The organism is Aquimarina sp. TRL1 (assembly GCF_013365535.1).
Classification (GTDB): domain Bacteria; phylum Bacteroidota; class Bacteroidia; order Flavobacteriales; family Flavobacteriaceae; genus Aquimarina; species Aquimarina hainanensis.
This window is the reverse complement of sequence record NZ_CP053590.1, coordinates 2,464,750-2,484,215: the sequence shown is the minus strand read 5'-3', so window position 1 is coordinate 2,484,215 and position 19,466 is coordinate 2,464,750. Positions and strand designations below refer to the sequence as shown.

Here is a 19,466-nt window from a genome sequence, read left to right as displayed (position 1 = left end):
TGTTTAGTGTACCTTAACTAGTTTGAATGTCTTTAGCTTTTCTTCCCCAGTCATTAATAAAATTGAATAAAAACCAGCAGACAGATGCCCCGTATCAATAAAGGTTTTTTCGGTAAAAAGTGCACTGTGCAAAACCCGTTTTCCTAGTGCATCATAAATGGAATATGTTACATTTTTATACACCTTCATATGAATATTCAATTCATCATTTATCGGATTAGGGAATAGTACGATTTCCAGATTTGATCCAAAATCTTCCTGATCTACCAAATTCCAATTAGTTTGATGAAATCCCTGAGTGACCTCATTCGCCCCATCAGATAAAGTCTGTGTTACCAATTCTCCAATGGTAAAATCCAAATGAATAAGGTCATTAGTATAGGTGTTTCCTTGTGTAGATAATACCTCCTGCGCAGGTGCAGATATATTCATCAGCATGCATATGAATGCTAAGGCATTTTTAAATAATAATTTCATGTTTTTAGGGGTAGCTAAGTTGGCAAATGTAGAAATTTTAAATGTTTTGTTCAAAAAAAAGAAACCTCGTTAACACCAAGAAATAATGACTTCAAAAACAGTTTCTTCTTTCATTACAATAAATGATAAACCCGTTTATCACATGACGGATAACAACAAAATTCAAAAATCTTAGTTGATGATTTATTGGCACTGTCAAAGGGGATAATATCCCAAGGCTTTCCCTGAAATTGAAAATTTATTTCCAACAAATGTCTCATGAGCTTTCCCAGAGAGAATTTACCCTCTTCAAATAAGCACTTTCAACAACTATAGATCTGATTTTCTTCGTAAATTTAATCCGAAGTTAAATCAAAAATTCTTCAATACCAGAAACCATCTTAATTATCTATAATCAGCCATATGAAGAAAAAACTACGCATCAACGGACATTCTCATTTATTACCTTATCCCGAAGAGATTCCGGAATACATGAAAGAAAAAGGGATATTTTGGGTTGATAAAGACCGGAAATTTATGCTTCAAAAAGACTGGAGCCGCCCCGTAACTGATTCAAGTTTTTTTCTGGATGAAAAACTAGCCTGGATGGAACGTAATTCATTAGATCATGCTGTGGTTCTCAACCTATCCCAACTATACGGAAACGGATTACGACTCGAAGAAATGAAACAAGCCTTGCGTTTTCAAAATGACTTTAATGCCCGTATACAGCATGATCATCCATCTAAATTCACCTGTGGTTTTGTAGTACACCCGGGATTTGTGAGAGGAGCTCTTTGGGAAATCGAACGTTGTGTAAAAGAATTAGGTATGCAGTTACTATGTCTCCCTACGCACTATATGGATACTATAGGTACCTGGAGATGTATTTTTGATGAAGAAAACGAACCCATCTTCGAACTGGCTTCTGAATACAATCTCGCAATAGAAATACACCCTTATGATGGCGAAAAATTCATCAAGCTCGAAAATACAGCCTGGCGCTTTCATTTGATATGGATGTTAGCACAATGTGCAGATGCGTATCATTTTTTAACACTTAATGGTTATGCCGAAAAATTCCCTAACATGCGTACTTGTTTTGCTCATGGAGGACAATTGGCACAGATGAATTTAGGAAGACGTATTCAGGGATTTGACGGACGTCCAGATCTTTTTGAAGGAAAAGCGCATCCCAGAAAATCTGTAGGGCATAAAAATATATTTTTTGATACTCTGGTACATGACACCGGCTCTCTAAAACTATTAGTAGAAAACCAAGGTTATCAACAAGTAGTTATGGGATTAGATGATCCTTACCCACTTGGTGAAATGGAAAGCGAAGTACAATCTTCATACCCTGGTAAAATTTTAGACCTGGCTGTAGAAAGAAAAATATTAAACAAAGAACAATGCGATGCCATCTGGCATGATAATGTTATACAATGGTTATGTGGAGATGATAAAGACGCTAAAAACAAGCTGGTCAATAGAATTTTGAGTTAAAACACCTTCTTCTCTCTCATTGACACAGATTATTCATAAAAGTAAGCGGTAGTCACTTTAAGCTAAAAAGATTATATTAAAAAGACTGTTTCTCGAAAAAAAGAAATGCATCCTCTACCAGGAGTAACATTTTTATTTTTCAAGACATCCTATAGTATAATAATACAGTAAACAGTATACCAATAGTTTCGAGGCAAGCCTTAGCATATTTACACCTCGATTACTAAGTAGATAAGTACTAAATATAGCTTCTTTATCCTTCTGATATATGAAAAAAGTAATACTACAAATCATTATAGGGTTGTTTTTTGCCCCGATTTCTTTTGCTCAAAATCCAGAAAGCGACAGTATTCCTCTACATATCAATACACATAATACAATATATGTGCAGGCTATTCTTAATCAGACAGATACCTTACTACTAAACTTTGACACCGGAACTACAGAACTCATTTTGACAAACAACACCTTGCAGAACAAAATAAAATCCAATATAACATTGTATAATTCTGCCTACACTCTAAAAATCGGAAACACCTATTACAACACCAAGGTATATGATGCCAAACTAACTGGTCATGGCACCGATGGCAGATTTGGCTGGGATTTATTTAAAGATAAAGTAGTGGAGCTCAATTACGATAAAAATCTAATGGTTATACATCCAAAAACCCCAGCAGTTGTTGTAAACGATCAAACATATACAAAGCTTCCTTTTACAATACTAGACAATGTATTTTTAGTAAAAAGTACCCTTACACAAGGGAAAGCAAAAATTACAGGAGATTTTTTATTTGACACAGGTTACCAGAGAACTGTAATGATTGACAATGAAGTATTAAAAAAGACTCGTTTCCCTGTAAATGAAATGAAAGAACTAAAACGAGTTGTTATGAGAGGCGCTCAAGGAAATGAAATCCCTGTAATTACTTTGAACCTGGAACGATTTACCATTGCTGAACATGAATTAATCGATGTTCCTGTCCAATTACTAACCTCTAATAGACCTATAAAAAAACATGCAATTCACTATATTGGAAATGAAGTACTTAAAAGATTTAATTGTTTTTTCGACTTTCCCAAAAAACGAATCTATTTAACGCCAAACTCATTATTCAATCAAGAATACATTGAAAAAAAGTAGATTACTACAATCTATAAGGATTAGCTATGATACAAGGCAAGAAATAAATTTTACTACTGAGGTATTTATACTTTATTACACACTGAATTTACTGATAAAAAACAAAATACGAATGGTGTTACATTTTAATTATCAGTCATACCCAACGCACATATATCAAATAATATTATAAAATATTTACCACCCTCCAATATGTTCTCGCTCTGCTTGTTGCTCAGGCGTCGCTTCTGGAGTAGAGATTTCACTTGGATATAAAGGCTTAGGAAAACCTGCTCCCTTTCTACGTTCATAATCCCGCTGACGATACGGATCAAAAGCATCTCCAGGAGGTAATGGTCTGTTTTTATCCATATACCAAACATAAAAAGATAAAAAATCTAATGTATCTATCGCTACAAAGATAAAATTAGTGATTTTATTCTTATGTGGTGCTTTTAGAACTGGTGCTGCCATTTTCCCCACATTAACAATAAAAAATACCATATCATCAAATCGAGTCACCACTCTTTTTTCCACCCAAAAACCAGGATATGAACAAAGCCCCTGTTCCCTATCCATAATCACTTTTTTGTTCTTAAATAGGTATCCTCTAAAAATAGTCATTATCCCATGGATCATTATCAAGGAGAGCATAATCATAACGATTGTAAATTGTCCATTTTCTAAGGTATTCCCTACAGTAAAAAAAATAACTAATGAAAATAAAACTGCTCCTCCTCCAAATAACAAACCATTCTTTTTATCATTATAGTCTTCTATAAAACAAACATCATCAATCCTTTCTAATTTATTTGTTATAGTTACATTCCTATCCTTCGGTTTTTTTACTATTTCCAAAGCTACATCATACTTAGCTTTCCCTCTCTTGCGAACAACAACTGCTTCTTTTATGTTCAATTTTATTGTTTCCATGTTTTTCTGAGTGAAGGGAACTTTCTTTTACCATCCTCCAATACGTTCTCGCTCTGCTTGTTGCTCAGGCGTCGCCTCTGGGGTAGAGATTTCACTTGGATATAAAGGTTTAGGAAAACCCGCTGCCTTTCTACGTTCATAATCCCGCTGACGATACGGATCAAAGGCATCTCCAGGAGGTAATGGTCTGTTTTTATCCATATACCAAACCATAAAAGACCAGAAATTCAATGGATGAAAATCAACTATTCTATATGGAAAAGCTAAAAACCCTTTGGTTAATGCTTTCAATACCGGATATTGATATTTTCCTTCATTCAGTAAAACAATCCGTGCATCATTAAAAGAAGTAACAATAGAAGGATACCACCAGCTATTAGGATATTGCATCAACCCCTGATCCCGATCTAAAATAAATTCTTTGTCCTTTTTTGTCAGGAACAAAACAATCAATAAACCTCCAAAAAAAATAAAACAACTACCGATAACAACTCCCCCAATATTGAACTCCATTAAAGACATAATAAATATTCCTATAAGAGATATTACTCCTCCTATAATGATCTCTGACATATTATTTTTTGAGGTCCTTAAAAAATAATTATCAGTCACAACCACCTCATCTTCTAATGTTGAATCATTCTTTATGATCTGATCATTAAAAAAATCTGGCATCAATGAAATACACAGCTTCATCTCTGGATCGTCAACCCATTTTCTCTTAGGCAGCTTAGGAATAATTACTTTTTTTGAAGGATCTAATCTTATTTTTTCCATGCTTCTTTGGATAATAGATTCGCTAAGGTATCTATTTTTACCGGAGCCTGAAAATCCGAATCTTTGATTGTCTTGGTATTAAAGAGTCCTTTCTTAATATCTCTCACTTCTTCTAATGTAGTATATTTAGCTCCGATATAACGTGGTTTATTAGCGATATCAATCGGATAGTATTGCTCCATTTCTAATTCTAATCGGCAGACAAAAACAATATGAGAATTGGTATTGTTATTAACTAACTCTGACTGATTCACTTCAAAATCAATAATTGCCTTAGGAATCTTCCCGGGAATTTTCTCTATGCTGATCTGCTCACTTTTTATTCCTATTCGTTGCGGGCTTGTATCCAGTCCATTTTCGAAATAATACACCTCATACTCTAACTGTTCTTCTCTGGTCAAAAATTGCCGTAAGCTAATTTCTGCCTTATACCCCGTAATATCTGATTGGGTTATAGTAACACTTACGGTAGAAGACCAGGGACGTATGGTATTTTTATGTACCAATTTGGTCGGTGTAAAATGAATATGGGCACAAACCAATACATCCAATAGATCCTGATAGGCGGCTTTAAAATCCGTCCATTTTCTATACACATCTGCTCGAAAAAAAGTAGAGGTCGGTGGAGGGATCAATGCATCTCTCCCCACATATAAACGTCGCGAATATTCCCAGGGTTTTTCATCACCTACCAATGGGAAATCCACCTCATCTGATAATACATTATTTTTAAACAGAACTTCTAATGGAGTATCTTTTAGATAATATGCCAAAGCTGTCAACCCTAAGGCAACTCCTGCTATTAGCAAACCAAAAGGCGTAAACCCAAGTCCCGCGACAGCGATTCCTCCAGAAAAAGTAGTTCCTCCAAATGCAAAAACTCCCCAAGCAGCTCCAGCCCCAGTCCATGCCCACATAGCATCATAATCTCTGGCATTATAGCTATCAAAAGCTTCCCAGGAACACATTAAGACAGTTATTCCTGCTCCTAAGTTAGATACATATGGCAACGCTCTACTTGCTAAACCTCTGGTTATTGCCCTTTGCGAAACTCCTCTACTTAAAAGTATTGATCTCCTAAAATGCAAACTAGCCTCCGTAAGTTCTGCTGTTATACCAATAGAGTTAACTATATTTTTATAATCTTCCTTGTTCCCTATAGCATTATATGCATTCATTGCATTAAAGACCTGTAATAAGGCTAAGGAACCTGTAAAAATTTTCCCATCAAATAACTTTTGTGCGAGTTCTGCATTAGAGTACTTATTAACTTGTCTATTCTCAGGAACCGTAAATTTCTGCTCTATTTCATCCAGATACTGTTCTACTTTTACTTCTGGAACAATTTCTGTCTTCTTTACCGGCAATTGTATTTTATTTTCAGCCCGGAGTTTTTGCTTTAGTACCACCTCTTTACTAACCTGAAATCGGGCAATGGGTTTTCCCCCCCTGTACTTCACATATACCACCCGGGATTGATCCAGCTCAAAACTACTTCCCTTAAAATGTGCATCTACTTCTTTGGTTTGCACATCGAGCACCTCTTCCCCATAGACTTTATGTGCCCGCAAACGTCTAAACATTACATCTTCATAACTCTGAACCGTGACTGTTTTATACGTTACTACTTCCCTGGTTTTCATTACAGGTACGCTTCGGGTCCGCTCTACCATAAATACCTTATCGATCTTCAATGTAGCATACGACTCTGTCAAAGCACGGATGACTCCCCCTAACTTATTCTCGATATCGATCATAGGTCCGGTTAAAAAAGCGATCTCCACCGGAGTATCTAATAAGGTCGTTAATTCGTCTGTATCAGGATCTAAAGTATCTGCAAAAAAGCCCTCCCATTTTTTTACAGCATCTTCATACTCGCTTTTGAGATCCAGGTGTCTATCCGCATCATGGGGCTTCTGAGCTAATAATCGCATGTGATTCGTAGCGATATATTTTCCATCCAGTGTATAATCATCAACTCCCTGATTGTAATGACACCAGCCATCCCGGTAGTAGGGACTATTCATTATATATCCCAGATCATCCTGTATACTCCTGATTTTTCTTCTGTGTTCTTTGCGATATTCTACCCCTAATATATTCAGCAATTTAGGTTTATAGACTCCTCCTCCCCAGCCAATTTTTCCTCCATCATAATCTCCAATCATTTTATCATCATTATAGATCAACTGATATGTGGTTAACGCAGTTTGGAACAACGCATAAATCTGCTCTTCTTCATCCGTCAGATTTGTTTTTTCCTCTCCTGCATGCAGGCGTGCTAAAACCGTATCATAATCTTCACCTGTTTGCAATGCCTGAATAATTGCTTGTTGTTCTACAAAAGACACTCCTAATGCATAAGTAACATCTTCTGCACACCCAATCGGATCATGAAGAGCAACAAACATGTCTTCATAAAAATCATTATCTCCTTCTTCTGATTCTTTGGTTTCATCGGCATGGATCTCTCTGAGGTTTGTACGCACTTCTCCCCGTTGCGGATGCTGTTTATACGATACAATCTTTACATCTCTATAGGAGGCGATTTCATCTCCTTCTGGAGGATTTCCTATCTCAATTCCTGAGCAATCAATAAGCTGCATATGTGCCTCCTTCTTTTCATCATTACCATTGATTTCATCAAAGTATGCTCTACTCCATTGTACAGGAGAATATCCTATATAATAGGTCCCCGGTTTAGGAATGGTAATAAATGAATGTGTATTCCCATTTGGTTTTCTCACATCCCCATTATTTCCACGATACCAGATAATCCCGGTCAGCTTCCCGGATTCATTAACCTGATATTCCTTATACTCATTATTATTATCTTTATTAATAATATAGATATACCCTGGTCTTAAAAAAGTACGGGCGCAATAAAAGTTATCCAGTTCTGGTAATTCCGAATTCGATACAGTGACCTCTTCAACAGTAAACTTATCTTTTTTAGTAGTGGTACCATCCGGGTTTTGAGTCCCAATAGTACTTTCATAGTCAAAGGCAGTATCATGCGCTGATTTTGTTTCTACAAGTCCATAACGGAACAAGTGAAGTTTTACTCCTTTTTTTAATGTCTTTACCTTAGCGCTTTTTACGGTATCAGCCACCGCATGAGAACACTCAAAATAATATTCTCCTACAATCTCTTTATATGCTTCTTCTTGATAGCTTATTAATTCCTCTGCCATTGTTTTTCGGTTTTAAAAAAAGAGAATTTTGCATACATATTGGGGTATGGCAAATTCGATTGTCATTTTTATAAAAAGATGGTCTTCTTTCTTTTTGTAGTATGTAGATTTTTATTTCTAAAAATCAATACAGCTCAAAATAGCCGATCATCTATTGTTTATTCTTCTGAGGTTTCTTCTTCTGTAGGATCCTCAAATTCCCATACAACTTCCACTTTTTTGTCTTGTACTGTCCCTGATAAAGTGATTAACTCTTCATCTGCTGATGCTGTCTCATTATCATTAATACGCGATACTGGTTTTTTGATGGTAAAGGTTACGGTATCTCCATCCGGAATGTTGTATACATAAGCTCGTAAGGTTGCTTCTTTGAGCACCTTTGATTTTCGGATCACCTCTCTTTCCTTAACCCATTGCAAGTTGTAAATTCTTGGGTCTCCTTCTTCCTTTTCTTCCTGTAGCTTTTTTTGATTCTCCTCTGCTTCTTTTGCATTTCCTAACAGACGATTCATAATAGATATCTTTGGAAATGGTATTTTATTTTTTGGCATGGTTACAGAAGGAGTAGCACTTCCACTACTGATTAGCACATTGGGTTCTCCTGAGCTAATCACTCCTCCATGGGCCGTCATATCGCCTAAACAAGCTGCTGGTTTTCCATTAAAAAAAACATTAGGAGCTCCCTGAGCTACGGTATCAGGAGGCCCTGCACAGGCACACATACTACCGATAGTTGCGGCTGGTTTATTATTTACCAAAATATTAGGTTCTCCCTGCATAATAGGCCCTCCCACATGTGGTGTTGTTCCACTGTACATGGGGCAGGTATGCATACTTCCTTGGGTGGCTACGGGTCCTGGCATTATACTTTTTTTTAGGTTATATCTACTTTACCGCTAGCTCCCTGTAAGGCGGTCATCTGACCCTGAACAGTCGTCTGTTGTCCTTTTAATTCCGCTACGGATTGTCCTTCTACTACTGCTTGCTGTCCTTTAAACTCAGCATTACTGCTTGCCTCAACCGTTACATTCGCATCACTGTTTATAGTCGTATCTCCTGTAGCCTGAAGGTTTGTCGCTCCTTCTGAGAGAATGGATGTATCTCCTTCTGAGGCTGTATTGATGTTTCCTCTTGCCTGAACATCTATGTTTTCTTCTGCTACAAGTCTTATATTCTTTGCAGTAAACTCCATATTCTCAGCTGACTGAACATATAGTGACTTTGCCTGCGTATCGAAGGTGATGATACTACCTTCATTATCATAGATATTGATCTTTTCTTCTCCTTCGGTATCATTGAGTTCTATGGTATGACCGCTTCGGGTCCGAATAGCCTTGACATTATTCTGCTCGCTCTGCCAGTTCTCTGCCTTAGCGACTCCATGATATAAACTCCCTGCTACATAGGGACGTTCTGAATGGTTATTTTCGAACTGACATACTACGGTTTCTCCGATTTCCGGAATAAAATGAAATCCTTTATCTGCCCCGGCATGAGGTGTTAATACCCGAATCCAGGGAGTGGTCTCTCCGGTAATTTCCTGAAAAGGAAATTGTACTTTTACCCGGCTCATCCCCTCCGGATCAGCATTGTCCGTTACTTTCCCTATTTCGATAGTACTAACCGGATGTTGTAACATAGTGGCTAAAGGATATACATCTATTTCTGTGGTAATTGCCTGAAAGTGATTTTTGTAATTTCCGCCTTCTATATTCGTATGGCGTACCTCAATTACCCGAAAGCTTCCATAGCCTTCGACCTGAATAACTGCTCCTAAATGTACTCCGGGATTGTCACTGACACCATGAGCAATCACCTGCTTGGATTCTATAGCTTGTGTATGGAACTCTACTTGCTGCTCAAAACGTTGTTGGAGATTTTGATCCGTTACTCCGTGATGATAGATATTGGTTTCCTTGCTATAGAGTACATTCCCTTTATTGGTTGCCAGACTGTGATAGCCTGCTGCAGCGGTTGCGACTTCACTGCTTCGTTTCTGATACAGTTCATTAGTTAAGTAATCTTGTGTTGCATAGGCAAATTTATTAGGTTTAGGATGCATTCGTACTGAAAAAGATTCCAGATCTCTTCCGTATACAAGTTGAGTTTCTTCTGAAGAAGGGGTTCCAAAAACCAGTTGTACGCCATCGTAATAGAACCAGTTATTCGTACTAGCTGCTAAGCGGGCACTATAGGCAAAATTACTTTCGTTTTTTTGTACACTATAATGAATGGTATCAGATTGTCTGGGAGTAAAAGCAGTGGCTAACTTCCCTACATCATACCCCTGATAGGTTCGTTCTAACAGCTCTGAAAGAGCTAGATCTATATAGGAAGTCGTGTGGATTCCATCTTCTGCCAATACCGTGGTACTCATTGCTTCAATGATCACAATATCTCCTGAAGCTCCAGACTGATGTGCTTTGGTCGCATTAACTGCTGTGATTAATCCTTTGAACTGTAATTCGCGATAATCTTCATACTGTGTATCTGCTTGTACTTGTACAGTAATCGTTTCTCCTAAAAAATCTTTGCTATCCCCTATAATTTCATCAGAAGCATGCTCTAATACATCGGTTCTACACACCAATTCGAGATGGTGATGATCCCCTAAATGTTGTTGAATAGATAAGCTGCGAAACGAAGGAATGACCCTTCCCGAAATCGCTATTTGGGTAGTACTGAGCGTTGCCATTGACTTGTGTGCTTGTTTAGGTTTATAAATGAATATCTAATAAGATATGCTAAAAGTAGCTATAAGTTTTCTGCTTTCCTATACCGTAAAACAGGGGTTTTTCCTCCTTTTTTAGCCTTTTTTTAGACTTTTAAGATTTCATTAAGACTTTTCTTCCTTTAAAACCTTCTTTTTTTTACTCCTTTTGGGAAGCTTATAACCACAAAACGAGTAATCAATCTACAATCATTTCTTTCTCTTGTTCAAAATGATTAATGATAAAATTTCAGTATCCAAAACTGCCTAAATTTATCCATAAAAGCATCCTTAAAAAACAAATACAACTTCCTAAAAACTACTTTTTTACCGTCGTTAGTATACGGAATAATGTTATTTGTAGATTTTTTTAACACTTACAACGATTATTTTCCTTTTTTCCTGCTTCGCATAATTTTAACATTTAAATTAGTCCTCGCTTAACTAACTAACAATCAACAAATCTAACTAAGCATTATGAAAAAAACTACTTTTAGAAACACCCCATTTCTATATTGTGTGCTCCTACACATTTTTATTTGGGGGTCAAGTTTCACAGACATCGACCCAACTAAAACAACCACTACCACCTCTTATGGATGTAACCTGCAAGTAAATGCAGGGAGTGATATTGATCTCTGTGAAGGAGATGGATACAGAATTACCCCTGTTGTTACCGGGCAATCTACCTGTAGAGACTGTACAGAGTACAGAGTTCGAAACACCAATGATTGTAAAAAAGGAAGAGGACTAGTAATGGTACTATCTTCCCGCTTTGGTGGAGAAAAGGTATTTACCAATGACCATCTGGTTTGGAAAGAAACCGGAAATGGTAGAGCAACTCTCAAAGGAACAATCAAAGAAGGTGGAAAAACCTATGATTTAGATGCTGAGTTCTGGGGAAAAACCACGCAATACTCCCATAATCCATATGGAAATGTTTGTACAGGAGGAGTTCACAACGTAGAAAGCTGGGAATTCTATACAGGTTTTAAAGGTTCTGTCAGAGAACGAGGCTGGTGGTTCCCCATGTCATTTACATTTTCTAGAAGAGGAGGTCCTCTTCAATTAGGTAAGGGAGCAAACACCAATGATAGAGACATCAATAAAGTCGGAAGTTCTTTTTGGTTCAGCACTTCTCATTTCTCTTATACAGTAGGAGATATTCATATCATGATGGATTGTGTTGCTGGAAATAATTACACAAATACAACCTACCAATGGTCTAATGGGGCTACCTCCCCTTCTATTTATGTAACCAATCCCGGAACATATACAGTAACCGTTAAAGACTGTGACAATTGTGTCGCTACAGATAGTATTACGATTAGTGAGGGAGATGCCAGTGTAGATGCTGGAGAAGATCAGACTATTTGCGCAGGAGAAACCGTTACACTAACGGCAAATGGAACAGGAAACTTTAGCTGGTCTACCGGAGCAACGACCGCAAGTATCCAGGTAAGTCCTGATCAGACAACAACCTATAGCGTAACAGCTACTGATGGAAACTGTCAGGCTACCGATGAAGTAACTGTAACTGTAAAAAATCTTACAGTAGATATTGGGGAGGATCAATCTTTCTGTCCTGGAGAAGAAGTTACCTTAACCGCACAAGTAAATGGAGCTTCTGAATGTAACACTATCTCTAAAGTCTATAAAATTACCGATGCAGACACCTCTGGAGGTTGTTTCCCCACTCCTGGTAACGGAGTTATCTTTCAGAGAGGTGCCGGGTGTAGAGGGGCTCATCTTATCTGGAAAGCTGGAAATGATTTAATTCTTACTGAATATGAAGACAATACTGCAACTATTACAGGTACTGTATCCCGAAATGGAGAGGTAGGAATTGTAAATATCACTTTGACAAACAAAACACATGGAGGAAACACCTGGAATGCCCAATGCTATAAAAATGGGTTAGGAAGTGCCAGAACATTCTACAGAACATTCTCTGGTACAATAACAGTAAATGACACTGTGTATACCGTATTAACTCGAGGAGGTAATCACTACATTTTGGCAGACGGAGCATCTCTCGACAGTAATCAATTCGGAATGGGTGCGTGGACAGGAGGATCTTTTGGTGAATGTACCGAATGGTTTGGTGATCTGATGGATATCACTGATACTGCAAATACCGGAGGTATCTCTTATGAATGGTCTACAGGAGAAACCACGCAAAGCATTACCGTTACAGAGGCAGGAAACTACAGTGTTACTGTAAAAGACTGTGAAGGTTGCGAAGCTACAGACGAAGTGAAAATAACATTAACTGATGTGACCGCAGAAGCAGGTGCTGATCAGGCAATTTGTCTGGGAGAAACTGCTACATTAACCGCTGCTGGTGGAGGTAATTATAAATGGTCAACCGGAGAAACCACACAAAGTATTGAAGTGAGTCCACAAGAAACCACTACCTATTCGGTTACGGTTACTGAAAATGGATGTACTGCTATAGATGAAGTTATCGTTACGGTCAATACCGCCAGTATCGATGCCGGAGCAGATCAAACAATTTGTCTTGGAGAAACAGTAACATTAATCGCTACCGGAACAGGAGATTACTTATGGTCTACAGGAGAAACGACAGCCAGTATCGAAGTAAGCCCACAGGAAACCACAACCTATACCGTAACAACATCAAATGATAATTGTACTGCTACAGATGAGGTAATCGTTATAGTAAATACCGTAACAGTAGATGCTGGTGCTGATCAAAGTATCTGTAAAGGAGAAAATATCACACTTACTGCTACCGGATCAGGAGATTTCTTATGGTCTACCGGAGAAACCACAGCGAGTATCGAAGTAAGTCCACAGGAAACTACTACCTATACTGTAACCACTACAAAAAATGGATGTAAAGCGACTGACGAAGTAACTGTTACTGTACATAATCCAACGGTGGATATAGAAGTAACTCCAGCAGAAAGTATCTGTCTTGGAGAAAGTACAACCTTAATTGCTATTGGATCGGGAGATTTCCTATGGTCGACAGGGGAAACTACGAATAGTATCGAAGTAAGCCCGCAAGAAACCACCACCTATTCAGTTATTGCCAAAGAAGGAACTTGTGAAGTTATCAAAGAAATAACCATCACTGTTCACGATGTACAGGTAACTGCAGGAGATGATGAAACGATCTGTTTAGGAGAAAGTGTAACACTTACTGCTACCGGATCGGGAGATTTCCTATGGTCTACTGAAGAAACAACAGCGAGTATCGAAGTGAGTCCACAAGAAACTACCACCTATACCGTAACCACGACCAAAAATGGGTGTAAAGCTACTGATGAAGTAACTGTTACTGTACATAATCCAACGGTAGATATAGAAGTAACCCCAGCAGAAAGTATCTGTCTTGGAGAAAGTACAACTTTGATTGCCATTGGATCCGGAGATTTCCTATGGTCGACAGGAGAAACTACGAATAGTATCGAAGTAAGCCCGCAAGAAACTACTACCTATTCGGTTACTGCTACGGAAGGAAATTGCGAAGTTATTAAAGAAGTAACGATTATCGTTCATGATGTACAAGTAGCCGCAGGGGATGATGAAATGATTTGTTTAGGAGAGAGTGTGACGCTTACTGCTACCGGATCGGGAGATTTCCTATGGTCTACCGGAGAAACAACTGCGAGTATCGAAGTAAGTCCACAGGAAACTACGACTTATACCGTGACTGTAAACAATAATGACTGTACCGCGGAAGACAGTGTTACTGTTACTGTAGATGAACTATCTGTAGATGCAGGAGAAGATCAAACCATCTGTTTAGGAGATGAGATTGTATTAACTGCTACTGCTGAAGCAGATGGAGACTGTGAGATATGTGATGAATACAAGCTACTGGATACCGATTACTGTAGAGGACCACATAACTTCGTCGTATTCATAAATGATAATGGAATCAGAAGATGGTTCAGAAATATAGATATGACCTGGAAAGAAAATGCAGATGGAACTGCTACTGTACAGGGTAGAGTTTTTGAATACAATGTATCAAACACCACCTTTGTGGTAAACGCTACTTTTTCCGGCCTTACCGCAACTCCTCCTGTTGATAGTCCTAAAGGAAACGATTGCCACCAGGAAGAAGACTCTTCCAAATGGGTGTATTACACGGAGCTTACCGGAACCATTACGCAAATTGGAGGTGATCTAAGTTATACCATCAGCCGAAGAGGTCCTGCTTTCCAGTTAGGTATAGATGCTAATAATTTTGAAGCAACTCCTGGAACTAATGGAGGATCCGGATGGTTCTCTATAGAAGGAGATGCAGAATCTTTTGGAGATTTTAATTTTAATCTGGGAGATTGTGTAGAACCTGTAATAAACGTAAGAAGCGCCCAGCAATCTAATACCGATAAGGTTACCTACTTGTGGTCGACAGGTGAAATCACCAGAAGCATTGTCGTTTCTCCTACGGAAACAACTACTTATCGAGTAACCGTAGATGGGTGTAATGACTGTACTGGAGCTGACGAAATTACTGTCTATGTAGAAGACTGTACAATTGCAATTGCTGCAGAAAATACGCTAAAAGTGTATCCGACAATTATTGAAGCATCAGAACATGTTTTTGTTGAGCTATCATCTCCACAAGAAGAAACAATTGATATTATGATTTATAGTTTTAATGGGGAACGCATTGGAAAAGTAGTTTCTAACAGAATTTCAAAAGGAATGAATACGATCGATATCGATTCCGGAGATTTCCCTTCATTATCTTCTGGAATTTACTTTATCAAAGTTCAGGGAGACAAGTGGTCTGCGACGAAGAAAATAGGTATTAAATAAAGTAACCCCCTTCTTTATTTAATCTTAGAAAGCCGGTCAAAATTGACCGGCTTTCCTTTTTTAGATATATCGGCATAGTACATTGCTAGTTAGCGACCTCGGTACAAGCTTACAAAACATTCACATAAAGTATTCTTTTCAAGACCAGTCTCGAAATTAAAAATCACTTTCTGTAAATACTTTATATCCCTGCGATGAGGTAATTTACTTATCTTTTAATGCTGCGCTAATACTTCTGGCATAGCGATATAGTAAAAATCCATCTTCAAAACTATGAAAGCCGACTACTTCTTTCCCCTCTTCATCATAAATAACTTCTACAAAAAAAAGAGCTACGGAATACACCGCAGTTTTGACATCTTCCGTATTAATAGCATGTATAAACTTCCCTGATGAAAAAACAATATCGCATTTGTGTCGATGCGGGAGAATATTAAATTCAAATCGTGTCATTATTTAGTTGGTTTTAAAAGTCTAAGGGTCCCATACCAAATAACAATTCAAAGTACTAAATTAAAACTTCTCTTTTCCCTTCTATCTAACCAATAAAAATAGAAATTGCGATTCTCGCAGCTCTCTTTTTATATTAGATGAAAAAGAAAAATATTCTTTTCTGTTTCAGTAGCTTCAAAGCATCATCGGCATAAGTCTATACAAAATAGTAACTTTAACTTACACAACTCCACTTTTTACAAAAAAATAATATCAAAAAACACGATCAGTTACATCCTTCTTATGACAAAAGACATCTTCCCCTATTTTTCCTACACTAACCTTTCTATTCTATAAAAACCTATTCGTAAAAGAAAAATATTTTTTTTGGAATTAAAGCTGATAATAAACCGGTGTCAACGTTTCTTTTTCTAAGTCTATGACATGATGTGAAACCACATCTTCTTTTTCTAATACTCCATTTTTATTTATATCCTTAACACTTCGAAAAAACAATTTATTGGTCGCTGCAATTACTTTCCAGTCAATCAACTCATGTCCCTGCTGTGTCAATTTGGTAAATCCACCACCTCCCATCGCACCGATATATAAGGATTTCTGATCGAGATAATTTTTAACCCCATCTTTATTTGTATCAGCATCGATCACCTGATATACCAACAGTTGTTTTTTAGTTGTATTAAAAATATCCCGCAAAAAAGTAGCCGAAATAATACGTACATCCTTATTGGTCAACTCATGTGCTACTCCTGTTTCTATATGCTGAAATGTAATCGAGTTCATATTTCCCGAAATTTCATCTCCTACTTGTGTAGAGACCTTGAAGTTTTGCGCCCCATAACCTGAATACGATCCCATTCGCGTCTTGCTTCGTTTTTCTTCTATCTCATATACTCCTACAGGATGTATCAAATACTGGGTACTGTCGATATGAACCGGTAAATCAGCCACTTTTATTTGTTGTACTTTCTTTTTTTCTGCTGTTACTAAGTCTTCCTTCTCGGAATGACGATTATTGGATGTGTTTTCATTCATAAAACAGGAGCTACACAGCATCCCTGCCATCATAATTAGATATATGTTTTTCATCTGTGTTATTTTATAATATCTCGGAAACCTCACTACATTTAATTATTTAAAAAAACGACTAGTCACCGACCATTTATAAAACACTGTAAATCATTTCAGTACACAGCGTTCCTTCCTTGTTTTTTCAAAAAACTATATATTGTTATGGGAATTCTCAAAGATAACCGGAGTCCTTTATTTCTCCTGCTTCGGAATTACAAAAGTTATCTTAAAATGTGAAAGAAGTACACGATCCTTTAGAAAAAACAAAGAGCTGCTTACGCAGCTCTTTTTCAGTACTAATATGAGGAAACTGACAGATGACTCCACGTCTTGAATATGTATAAACTACTACTTCTATCTATAAACCTAACAAATAGGAGTCACTGTCATTCTTAGGGTCAAAAATAGATTTCTTTCTTTGTTCTTCCAGCTACTTTAACGATGATTAATATTCTTTAACGAATTCTTTAGTACTCCTTTCTTCAGGTAAGCATACGAGACATTATAGAAGTAATAATTTTTTAGGAAATACGTATACTTTGAAACTTTCTTAATCGAAGGGTTACGCTCTCTATCTTTCATAAAAAAAGGCCGCCCTACCCGACAGCCTTTTCTACCATTAATTCCTGGATGCACAAACATTTTCTGTTTAGTACGCTCCATAAGTGCTAAAATATCATACTCTTTTATATCCTGATTTACTTTAACGTGTATTAATATTGTTTAACACTTTATATAGAAATTATTGTAGTCATTCCTTATTATTTATTTTTGTCTCCCTGTAAACCGATATATTATGCTTTTAGACCTTCGTACTATTACCCTTTCTGATTTACCTTCTCCCAAGGGACATTTTATAATAGGGCATTATCCACAATTCAAATCCTCTACAAAACATCAGTTTTTAGAAGATGCGGTCCTTACATGTGGTCCATTATTTACGATTAACCTGGTTGGAAAAAGATTTGTAGCATCTGCAATCCCTGAGCTCAATCACCGCATTCTCAAATTGCGTCCCCAGCAATTCAGACGATTACCAAAAATAGATAGTGTACTCCAGGAAATGGGCATTAAGGGAGTATTCAATGCCGAAGGCGAAGACTGGAAACGTCATCGAAGATTAACCGCTGAGTCATTAAGTACTAAAAAAGTAAAAGCGTATTATCCTACTGTACTTCAAAAATGTGAAACCCTTCTTCATAAATTCAAAACATATGCTACCGCAGGCAAACAGATTGATATCCAAAGAGAGTTTATGCTATTTACTATTGATGTGACAACAGCTATTGCTTTTGGATATGAGCTTGATGCTATCAATGAGAAAGATGCTATATTCCAACAACATCTCGAACAGATATTTGCGATGGTTAATGAACGTACAGTGGCACCTATCCCAATCTGGCGTTTTTACAAACGAAAAAAAGACAAGCAGCTACAACAATCATTGCATGCCATTGAAAAAACCATTTATTCATTTATAAAGCATGCTAAAGCTACCTTAGCCAATCACCCTGAACGACATCAACAACCTACTAATTTCCTGGAGGCTCTCTTAGCGGAAAACAACGAAGGAGATTTCAGTGATACTGAAGTATATGGTAACATTTTTACCATGTTGCTCGCCGGAGAGGATTCTACCTCCAGTTCTTTATCCTGGATTATTTATTATCTGTCTCAGCATCCGGAAATGATCAAAAAAGTCCGCAAAGAAGCTTTTGATTGCTATCCGAAAACCGCCACCCCTGTTTCTTATGAACAACATCAGCAATTATCATATGCCAATTCAGTTGTACAAGAAGCAATCCGCTTGCATCCTACGACTACACAACAAATTGTACAAGCGAATGAAGACTGTACTGTTCTGGGACTTCATATCCCGAAAGATACCCGGTTGATTTTATTAAATCGATATCCGCAGCGACAAGATGAATATTTTGACAAGGCAACTCAATTTATTCCAGAACGTTGGGGAGCGGATCAATGCCCTATGCATCGCAAACACCATCCTGATATTGTCAAGGGGTTTGGGGGAGGTCCTCGTTTTTGCCCGGGAATGCATCTGGCAATGGCAGAAATGACCACTATGATTTCCATGCTTTGCAAACATTTTGACTTTTCCCTATCCATATCTCCTGAAGCCGTTACCGAAAAGCATTCCTTTATTGTATACCCTGAAAATTTATACGTGCACTTTACTGCGGTATCTTCTTTCTAAGCTCCTTTTTATAAATAATACCCAAAAAACAAAGGAATCTCTTCCATTTTAGGTAATATCAATTAGTTTTTGTACAATTACTGCGGCTTTATAGAAAGAACTCGTCTATGCTTTTTGACGTTAAGCAAAAATTGGATGATACTAGTGATGTTAAAAGCTTTTTTGAGCTACAGAGCAACATTACAGAAGAAAAAACAGTATTTTTTTTAGCAAATAAAAAAAGTGTAA

The 19,466-nt window shown here is 37.4% G+C and carries 12 protein-coding genes; 4 read left to right on the top strand and 8 right to left on the bottom strand.

The features are described from left to right. Nucleotides 1–3: 3 nt before the first annotated feature. Complete coding sequence (locus HN014_RS09985; RefSeq protein ID WP_176028738.1) at nt 4–477, bottom strand: T9SS type A sorting domain-containing protein; 474 nt, start codon at nt 475–477, stop codon at nt 4–6. Nucleotides 478–879: 402 nt separating this feature from the next. On the opposite strand from HN014_RS09985, the gene HN014_RS09980 reads away from it, so the two are divergent. Next, nucleotides 880–1,962 (top strand): amidohydrolase family protein, encoded by a 1,083-nt coding sequence (locus HN014_RS09980; protein ID WP_176028737.1) that lies wholly within the window; start codon nt 880–882, stop codon nt 1,960–1,962. 268 nt (nt 1,963–2,230) lie between these two features. Continuing rightward, a complete protein-coding gene (locus HN014_RS09975) occupies nt 2,231–3,106 on the top strand; it encodes a clan AA aspartic protease (protein ID WP_176028736.1) in 876 nt (291 codons plus the stop codon). Nucleotides 3,107–3,283: 177 nt separating this feature from the next. Here the strand turns inward: HN014_RS09975 and HN014_RS09970 are convergent, their stop codons facing one another. The 5 genes from HN014_RS09970 to HN014_RS09950 all read right to left on the bottom strand — a co-directional run bounded on the left by HN014_RS09970 (nt 3,284) and on the right by HN014_RS09950 (nt 10,684). Further along, nucleotides 3,284–4,018, bottom strand: coding sequence for a hypothetical protein (locus HN014_RS09970; protein WP_176028735.1), 735 nt, complete (start codon nt 4,016–4,018; stop codon nt 3,284–3,286). Nucleotides 4,019–4,045: 27 nt separating this feature from the next. After that, a complete protein-coding gene (locus HN014_RS09965; RefSeq protein WP_176028734.1) occupies nt 4,046–4,795 on the bottom strand; it encodes a hypothetical protein in 750 nt (249 codons plus the stop codon). Next, nucleotides 4,783–7,989 carry a toxin VasX gene (locus HN014_RS09960; protein WP_176028733.1) on the bottom strand — a complete coding sequence of 1,069 codons (3,207 nt, stop codon included), beginning with the start codon at nt 7,987–7,989 and terminating at the stop codon, nt 4,783–4,785. Before HN014_RS09960 ends, HN014_RS09965 begins: the two co-directional genes overlap by 13 nt. Before the next feature lie 158 nt (nt 7,990–8,147). Then, on the bottom strand, nt 8,148–8,852 hold the full coding sequence (locus HN014_RS22785) for a PAAR domain-containing protein (protein ID WP_176028732.1): 705 nt from the start codon (nt 8,850–8,852) through the stop codon (nt 8,148–8,150). An 11-nt stretch (nt 8,853–8,863) separates the two neighbouring features. Beyond that, complete coding sequence (locus tag HN014_RS09950; protein WP_176028731.1) at nt 8,864–10,684, bottom strand: type VI secretion system Vgr family protein; 1,821 nt, start codon at nt 10,682–10,684, stop codon at nt 8,864–8,866. A 492-nt stretch (nt 10,685–11,176) separates the two neighbouring features. On the opposite strand from HN014_RS09950, the gene HN014_RS09945 reads away from it, so the two are divergent. Beyond that, on the top strand, nt 11,177–15,499 hold the full coding sequence (locus tag HN014_RS09945) for a T9SS type A sorting domain-containing protein (protein WP_176028730.1): 4,323 nt from the start codon (nt 11,177–11,179) through the stop codon (nt 15,497–15,499). Nucleotides 15,500–15,703: 204 nt separating this feature from the next. Here HN014_RS09945 and HN014_RS09940 read toward each other — a convergent pair whose 3' ends face one another. Both HN014_RS09940 and HN014_RS09935 read right to left on the bottom strand, forming a co-directional pair. Next, nucleotides 15,704–15,952: a hypothetical protein gene (locus tag HN014_RS09940; protein WP_176028729.1), complete on the bottom strand. Its 249-nt coding sequence runs from the start codon at nt 15,950–15,952 to the stop codon at nt 15,704–15,706. A gap of 372 nt (nt 15,953–16,324) precedes the next feature. Continuing rightward, on the bottom strand, nt 16,325–17,041 hold the full coding sequence (locus HN014_RS09935) for a hypothetical protein (protein ID WP_176028728.1): 717 nt from the start codon (nt 17,039–17,041) through the stop codon (nt 16,325–16,327). A gap of 778 nt (nt 17,042–17,819) precedes the next feature. On the opposite strand from HN014_RS09935, the gene HN014_RS09930 reads away from it, so the two are divergent. Then, complete coding sequence (locus HN014_RS09930) at nt 17,820–19,238, top strand: cytochrome P450 (protein WP_176028727.1); 1,419 nt, start codon at nt 17,820–17,822, stop codon at nt 19,236–19,238. The last annotated feature ends 228 nt before the right edge of the window (nt 19,239–19,466 follow it).

Coding starts and splice junctions, on each gene's coding strand:
- HN014_RS09935 (WP_176028728.1), bottom strand. CDS start 17,041: ATGAAAAACATATATCTAATTATGATGGCAGGGATGCTGTGTAGCTCC.
- HN014_RS22785 (WP_176028732.1), bottom strand. CDS start 8,852: ATGCCAGGACCCGTAGCCACCCAAGGAAGTATGCATACCTGCCCCATG.
- HN014_RS09940 (WP_176028729.1), bottom strand. CDS start 15,952: ATGACACGATTTGAATTTAATATTCTCCCGCATCGACACAAATGCGAT.
- HN014_RS09975 (WP_176028736.1), top strand. CDS start 2,231: ATGAAAAAAGTAATACTACAAATCATTATAGGGTTGTTTTTTGCCCCG.
- HN014_RS09930 (WP_176028727.1), top strand. CDS start 17,820: ATGCTTTTAGACCTTCGTACTATTACCCTTTCTGATTTACCTTCTCCC.
- HN014_RS09945 (WP_176028730.1), top strand. CDS start 11,177: ATGAAAAAAACTACTTTTAGAAACACCCCATTTCTATATTGTGTGCTC.
- HN014_RS09985 (WP_176028738.1), bottom strand. CDS start 477: ATGAAATTATTATTTAAAAATGCCTTAGCATTCATATGCATGCTGATG.
- HN014_RS09950 (WP_176028731.1), bottom strand. CDS start 10,684: ATGGCAACGCTCAGTACTACCCAAATAGCGATTTCGGGAAGGGTCATT.
- HN014_RS09970 (WP_176028735.1), bottom strand. CDS start 4,018: ATGGAAACAATAAAATTGAACATAAAAGAAGCAGTTGTTGTTCGCAAG.
- HN014_RS09960 (WP_176028733.1), bottom strand. CDS start 7,989: ATGGCAGAGGAATTAATAAGCTATCAAGAAGAAGCATATAAAGAGATT.
- HN014_RS09965 (WP_176028734.1), bottom strand. CDS start 4,795: ATGGAAAAAATAAGATTAGATCCTTCAAAAAAAGTAATTATTCCTAAG.
- HN014_RS09980 (WP_176028737.1), top strand. CDS start 880: ATGAAGAAAAAACTACGCATCAACGGACATTCTCATTTATTACCTTAT.